We start from the raw sequence: 5,118 nt of genomic DNA, 5'->3' as shown, positions 1-5,118 counted from the left end.
GCGCGAACCTGGGCGGCGGCGGCGAAATAGCCGGTGATGACCAGGTCGGTCAGGCCCAGCAGGCCGTTGGCCTCGACGCCCTCGAGCATGCCCTCGACCACCTCGATCGGCGTGGGCGCGCCCCCCGGGGGGCCCCAGCCCGGATGGCGCCCGTAGAGCACGGTCGGCACCACCATCGAGTCGATGCGGAACTGCGCGAGGGCGGCGGCCTGGGCCGTCGCGCCGACCTGGCTGCCGGCGACATGGCTTGAGATGATCAGGGCAAGCGGCATGGTTAGCGGCTTAGCCGAGCCTTGCGGCCTTGAACAGGGCGAGCGGAGCCGCGCGCGACAAGTCGTCGAATAACACGGGTATCGCTTTGTCCGAGCGTCCCAAATCTTGCTCGACCGCCCAAAGAAAAGGCCCGCCGCGTTTCCGCGGCGGGCCCTTCCAGCTTACTTGAAGCGAAGCCTAGTAGCGGTAGTGGTCCGGCTTGAACGGGCCCTTTTCGGGCACGCCGATATAGTCAGCCTGGTCCTTGCGCAGGGTCGACAGCTTGGCGCCCAGCTTCTCCAGGTGGAGCAGGGCGACCTTTTCGTCCAGGTGCTTGGGCAGGGTGTAGACGTCGTTCTTGTAGGCCGACTTGTTGGTCCACAGTTCGATCTGGGCCAGGGTCTGGTTGGTGAACGAGGCGCTCATCACGAACGAGGGGTGGCCCGTCGCATTGCCCAGGTTCACCAGGCGGCCTTCCGACAGCAGGATGATCTTCTTGCCGTCCGGGAACTCGATGTGGTGGACCTGCGGCTTGATCTCGTCCCACTTGAAGTTCTTCAGGCCGGCGACCTGAATTTCCGAGTCGAAGTGGCCGATGTTGCAGACGATGGCGTTGTTGCGCATCGCCCGCATGTGATCGACGGTGATGACGTCCTTGTTGCCCGTGGCGGTGACGAAGATGTCGGCGCGGTCGGCGCAGTCGTCCAGGGTCTGGACTTCATAGCCTTCCATGGCCGCCTGCAGGGCGCAGATCGGGTCGATTTCGGTGACGATCACGCGGGCGCCGCCCTGACGGAGCGAAGCCGCCGAGCCCTTGCCCACGTCGCCGTAGCCGCAGACCACCGCGACCTTGCCCGACAGCATCACGTCGGTGCCGCGACGGATGGCGTCGACCAGCGATTCCCGGCAGCCGTACAGGTTGTCGAACTTGCTCTTGGTGACGCTGTCGTTGACGTTGATGGCGGGGAACGGCAGTTCGCCCTTCTGAGCCATCTGGTACAGGCGGTGCACGCCCGTGGTGGTTTCTTCCGACACGCCGCCGATGGCGTCGCGGATCGCCGAATAGAAGCCCGGCTTTTCGGCCAGGTAGCGCTTCATCACGGTGTAGAGCGCTTCTTCTTCTTCGTTGGTCGGGTTGTTGAGGATCGAGGGATCCTTCTCGGCCTTGGGACCCAGCACGCAGAGCAGGGTCGCGTCGCCGCCGTCGTCGAGGATCAGGTTCGGATAGCCGCCGTCCGACCACTCGAAGATCTTGTGGGCGTATTCCCAGTACTCGACCAGGTTCTCGCCCTTGAAGGCGAACACCGGGACGCCGGCGGCGGCGATGGCGGCCGCGGCGTGGTCCTGGGTCGAGAAGATGTTGCACGAGGCCCAGCGCACGTCGGCGCCGAGCGCGGTCAGGGTCTCGATCAGAACGGCGGTCTGGATGGTCATGTGCAGGCTGCCGGCGATGCGGGCGCCTTTCAGGACCTTCTTGGGGCCGTATTCGGCGCGGGTGGCCATCAGACCGGGCATTTCGGTCTCGGCGATGGCGATTTCCTTGCGGCCGTAATCGGCGAGCGAGATGTCCTTGACGATGTAGTCGGCCACGGTCGGGCTCCTGCTGTCGGGGGATGGGCTTGCGTGGTCTATACCGCGCCCCGTCCCTTCTCGCAATTAAGACATAAGGATTTCTTTATATGCCGAACATAACCGATCACCAGAACCGCTTGGCTTCGACGAAGGTGACGTAGGCGCCCTGCGCCTCGACCAGCAGTTCGGCCTCGCGCTCGGGGCCGCCGGCGGTCAGCCGGCCCGCGGCGAAGGCGGCCTCGGGATCTTCGCAGGCCATCGCGACGTCGCGGGCCAGGGCCTCGCGGACGGCCAGGTCGTTGAGCACGCCCAGGGCGTCCTGCAAGGCCTTGGTCGCCTCGACGAAGCCGGCCAGGCGCTTGGGGTGGTCGGGAAACAGCCCGCCCAGGTCCTCGACGGCGTAACGCAGCTTCTTGCCGCGGATGCGCAGGTGGTGACGGTCCTCGGGGCTGAGGCCGGCCAGGTCGCGGCCGTCCTTGCGGATGCGGCGGCGGCGCTTGTCCAGCGCCTTGGCGGCGAAGGCGGCGGCGGGCTTGTCGCGGCGCTCCTCCTGATCCTTGGCGGTCGTCCAGGCCCCGGCTTCCAGCCAGGCGGCGGCGTCGATGGCCAGGGCGCGGAAGCGGGCGCTGTCCACGGCCGCGTCGGCCTTGGCGTAGGCGTCCGTCTGGGCGACCAGCAAAGCCTTGCCGAACGCCGCCAGGGCGCGGACTTCATCCTGGGCGGAGGCCGACGGGTCCTGCCCGACTTGGTCTTGTCCAGTCTGGTCCTGGGCCGTCTGGGTCTCGGCGGCCGGCCGCCAGACGTCGGCGATGAACACGTCCAGATTCCGCGCCGCGCCCAGCTCGTCGGCCAGCCACTTCAGCTCGGCCTTGACGTGGCGGGCGTCCGGCGCGTCGGCCAGGGCCTTGAAGGTCGACAGCAGGGACCGGAACCGCCGCGCCGACACCCGCAGCCTGTGCAGCCGCTCGGGACCCGGGCGGGCGTGCAGCGACTCGGCGGCGGCGCACAGGCGGCACAGGGCCGTTCGGCCCAGGGCCTGCAAGGCCTCTCCCGTCGTCGATCCAGGATCCAGCGGGACATCGGGCCGGGGGCCGTCGACCTCGTCGAGCGCCAGGGCGTAGCCGCGCTCGGCCTTGCTGACCAGCGACAGGCGCAGCGGCGCGTGGGCGGCCAGGTCGCGGGCCAGGTCGAACAGCACGCGCGGCGCCCCGGCCTTCAGTTCCAGCTCCAGTTCGCTGACCGCCGCGCGGCGGTCAGCGGCCGGCAGCTCGCCCTGGTCCAGAGCCGCCTCGATGGTCGCCCCATCGCGTTCGATCATCCGGGTCACGCGCCTGACCTTGGTGGCGAACACCGGGGTCAGGGCGGCGCCGTTGATGACCTTGGCGGCCGGGGTCTTGGCCAGCAGGTCGCGGTCGGGCTCGGGGCCGGCCACCGCGCTCTCCCATTCGCCGCGGGCGAACACGCCGCCGGACGAGGCCGATTTGAGGGTCTGTTTGCGGCCGTTCTCGCCGTCGCGGATGCGCAGGCCATAGCCCGCCTTGCGCAGGGCGTAGTCGACAGTGTCGAAATAGGTGGCGTCGAGCTGTCGAACCGCTTCCCGTCCCTCAAGCCGGGCCAGGATCGCGTTCGAAGCCTCGGGGGCGATCAGGAACTTCAGCTCGATTTCGTGATCCATGCGACGATTATAACCGGGCCGACGGGTTTTGGCTGCATGGGCCTATGCAGGCCAGCGCACGCGGGACGTGCTTGCCAATCGATGTGACCGAGTCCAAACCTGCGCGCCATGAGTCAGATCAACGCCGCCCAACCCCGTCACGACTGGACCCTCGCCCAAGTCGAGGCCCTGTTCGACCAGCCGTTCATGGAGCTGGTCTTCCAGGCCGCGACCGTGCACCGCGCAGGATTCGACCCGTCGGAAGTGCAGCTGTCGCAGCTGCTGTCGGTCAAGACGGGCGGCTGCGCCGAGAACTGCGGCTATTGCAGCCAGTCGGCTCACTTCAAGACCGGCCTGAAGGCCGAGAAGCTGATGGACGCCGAGGTGGTGATCGCCAAGGCCCGCGAAGCCCGCGACGGCGGGGCCCAGCGCTTCTGCATGGGCGCGGCCTGGCGCGAGCTGAAGGACCGGGATCTCCCCAAGCTGGCGGCGATGATCGGCGGGGTGAAGGCCCTGGGCCTGGAGACCTGCGCGACCCTGGGCATGCTGACCCCGGACCAGGCCAAGTCGCTGAAGGACGCGGGCCTGGACTACTACAACCACAACCTCGACACCGGCCCGGAATATTACGGCGACGTGGTCACCACCCGCACCTATCAGGAACGGCTGGACACCCTGGCCTATGTCCGTGACGCGGGCATGAGCACCTGCTGCGGCGGCATCGTCGGCATGGGCGAAACCCGCCGCGACCGCGCCAGCCTGCTGCACCAGTTGGCCACCCTGCCCAGCCACCCCGACAGCCTGCCGATCAACGGCCTGGTGCCGGTCAGCGGCACGCCCTTAGGCGATAAAGTGCTGGCTGACGGGACTACGGCCATCGATTCGATCGAGTTCGTCCGCACCATCGCCGTGGCCCGGATCGTCTGCCCCAGGTCGATGGTCCGCCTCTCGGCCGGCCGCGACGAGATGAGCCGCGAGCTGCAGGCCCTGTGCTTCCTGGCCGGCGCCAATTCGATCTTCGTCGGCGGCAAGCTGCTGACCACGCCCCTGCCCGGCCAGGACGAGGACAGCGCCCTGTTCCAGGACCTGGATTTGCGGCCGATGGGCGTGAAGGCCACGGCGCCGGAAGCGGTGGCGGCGGAGTAAAAGCGCCACCAGCCTCAAACACCGGCGGTGAGGTTGAGATGGCGCACAACTCATTCGTGCAATATTGTTCCCCCCTAACGATGGCGGCGCGGGGAATGGCGAATGGATTCGAGTGATCTACTCAAGACCATTCTAGAGGCTCCTATCTCCGGCTTGGCGGTCGCCTGCGGGACGGGATTCATATTTCTAGCAGGGTATTGGCTCTACCGAGATAACGACGGAAAAAGAGTAAATAGGACAACAAAAATAACAACTCTTACCCTACTTATTGGATCTATAGTATCTTTTTCTACCTTTTGGATTAACTCCAGCCACGACCCCGCCAACAAACTTGTAAATGCAAAACCGGAATTCTCTATTTCCAAATTGGGAATAAGCGAGACAGATTGGAACTGTCTAAATGGCAATTCCTTATGGAAGAAGTACAATCTTGAAGATTATCGTGCCGAAATAGCTCTCTCAGCGGAGATAAATCCGGATTTTCAGTATCTTCT

Annotated in this window: 4 protein-coding genes and 1 pseudogene; 2 read left to right on the top strand and 3 right to left on the bottom strand. The window is 66.0% G+C overall.

Annotated features, from left to right (window positions below; all coding sequences use genetic code 11):
- The 3 genes and pseudogenes from WAL33_RS06120 to WAL33_RS06110 form a co-directional block, all read right to left on the bottom strand.
- Positions 1-272 (bottom strand): annotated as a pseudogene (locus WAL33_RS06120) (pyridoxine kinase); the annotation flags it as partial.
- 178 nt (positions 273-450) lie between these two features.
- Complete coding sequence (gene ahcY, locus WAL33_RS06115) at positions 451-1,842, bottom strand: adenosylhomocysteinase (RefSeq protein ID WP_422179498.1); 1,392 nt, start codon at positions 1,840-1,842, stop codon at positions 451-453.
- Positions 1,843-1,948: 106 nt separating this feature from the next.
- Complete coding sequence (locus WAL33_RS06110) at positions 1,949-3,499, bottom strand: CHAD domain-containing protein (protein ID WP_422179496.1); 1,551 nt, start codon at positions 3,497-3,499, stop codon at positions 1,949-1,951.
- A 108-nt stretch (positions 3,500-3,607) separates the two neighbouring features.
- On the opposite strand from WAL33_RS06110, the gene bioB reads away from it, so the two are divergent.
- Entirely contained in the window at positions 3,608-4,624 is a 1,017-nt protein-coding gene (bioB, locus tag WAL33_RS06105; protein WP_422179494.1) for a biotin synthase BioB, read from the top strand.
- 102 nt (positions 4,625-4,726) lie between these two features.
- Positions 4,727-5,118: hypothetical protein (locus WAL33_RS06100; protein WP_422179492.1), on the top strand; the 392-nt coding region annotated here is incomplete at its 3' end.

Origin of the sequence: Caulobacter sp., assembly GCF_049283275.1 — a bacterium.
In the GTDB taxonomy this organism is placed as follows: Bacteria; Pseudomonadota; Alphaproteobacteria; order Caulobacterales; family Caulobacteraceae; genus Caulobacter.
The sequence above is the reverse complement of the archived record's forward strand: the minus strand, read 5'-3'. Positions and strand labels throughout refer to the sequence as shown.

Coding starts and splice junctions, on each gene's coding strand:
- WAL33_RS06110 (WP_422179496.1), bottom strand. CDS start 3,499: ATGGATCACGAAATCGAGCTGAAGTTCCTGATCGCCCCCGAGGCTTCG.
- bioB (WP_422179494.1), top strand. CDS start 3,608: ATGAGTCAGATCAACGCCGCCCAACCCCGTCACGACTGGACCCTCGCC.